Origin of the sequence: Moorena sp. SIO4A1 (genome assembly GCF_010672065.1) — a bacterium.
GTDB lineage: Bacteria > Cyanobacteriota > Cyanobacteriia > Cyanobacteriales > Coleofasciculaceae > Moorena.
The window spans coordinates 1-1,266 of the sequence record NZ_JAAHHX010000841.1; the positions used below are offsets into that span (position 1 = coordinate 1).

Below are 1,266 nucleotides of genomic sequence, written 5' to 3' on the forward strand. Positions count from 1 at the left end.
AATTTGAGGTAACAGGGAATCGGGAATCGGGAATCGGGAATCGGGAATCGGGAATCGGGAATCGGGAATCGGGAATCGGGAATCGGGAATCGGGAATCGGAATTTTCGGCAAGGTAAAAAACGGTAATTATTTGGGATAATTAAGTCTACACTTATATCGTTTTGACAGAGTTAGTATAAGTAAGGATAGCTAAAGTGCTGAAATTAGGGTCAGTAAATAATTAAATTTATATAATTGGGCAGAGTTATATCTAGTATTTATTGATTACCGTTTTTTACATAACCCAAAATACCTCTAGAGTTGATTAACTCTTGCCTTTTGCCTCTTGCCTCTTGCCTCTTGCCTTTCCCTACTCCCTACTCCCTAGATGAACATTACCATTAAAATCCCAGAGCTAAGCATAGAAGGAATTGACCTGAATAGACTAGAACGGGTACGCTTACAAGCAGCGGTGGAAGCAGAATTATCCCGTTTGCTTAAGGTGAAGGGACTACCTCGAAATTGGCAAAATAGTACCAATATTCCCACTGTACCCGTGAATTTAAACTTAACTAAAACCCACAATCCCACAGACATGGGTAAGGAAATTGCTCAGGCTATTTATAGAGGTATGGCGCAATGACTTAAGTCTTAGTCAGCTGAGAGGAAAGCTCCGGAAGATGATACAAACAAGCAAAGTTCCCAGTGACTTCGATGCTCAGGGTTTACGGAGTAGCCTAAGAAACCCGTATATTAATTTATAAATTAAAATGGTTCGGTGGGGATGAGAAAGCGATGTTAGGGTAATGGGATGAAATCCGGTAGTGCGATCGCAGGTATCATCCTTGCCTTGAAAAAAGGCTAGTGTAAACCTGAGTGGAGAAAAAACCTTGAAAAGTGGAGCCTTATTTGATGTGAATTAAAACTATTACTCATAACCTATCGCGCTCAATGGCTCAACTTTTCTTGCGGTAATTCAAACCCTGCCGCTCTGTTTTATTGGTGTTTTTTTTTAAGACTGTTGTGCTGACTTGCCCAGCATTTAAGGCCGTAGGCCACGCGGGGCGCGTTCGGCTTTGTTTATCAGTACATATAGCGTTTATCGCAGTTATGAGGTACAGTATTGAGGTAGCGCATCCCTATTCCCTATTCCCTATTCTCTCTTCTCTCTTCTCTGTTCCGGTGATCCGCTGTTACCTGTTCCCTAAAATACCGAAATTGTGTACCTCATAACTATGATAATTGCTAGAATATATAGCAATTCCATGGATACCCTGTGCAAAATT

Annotated in this window: 2 protein-coding genes; both read left to right on the forward strand. The window is 41.2% G+C overall.

Translation table 11 applies throughout. From position 1 onward, the window contains the following. Positions 1-368: 368 nt before the first annotated feature. On the forward strand, positions 369-623 hold the full coding sequence (locus tag F6K53_RS43375) for a hypothetical protein (RefSeq protein ID WP_075902663.1): 255 nt from the start codon (positions 369-371) through the stop codon (positions 621-623). Between the two features lie 467 nt (positions 624-1,090). Then, entirely contained in the window at positions 1,091-1,213 is a 123-nt protein-coding gene (locus F6K53_RS43380; RefSeq protein ID WP_293063437.1) for a hypothetical protein, read from the forward strand. The last annotated feature ends 53 nt before the right edge of the window (positions 1,214-1,266 follow it).

Excerpts from the sequence above, each read along its gene's own strand:
- F6K53_RS43380 (WP_293063437.1), top strand. The coding sequence starts at position 1,091 with ATGAGGTACAGTATTGAGGTAGCGCATCCCTATTCCCTATTCCCTATT.
- F6K53_RS43375 (WP_075902663.1), top strand. The coding sequence starts at position 369 with ATGAACATTACCATTAAAATCCCAGAGCTAAGCATAGAAGGAATTGAC.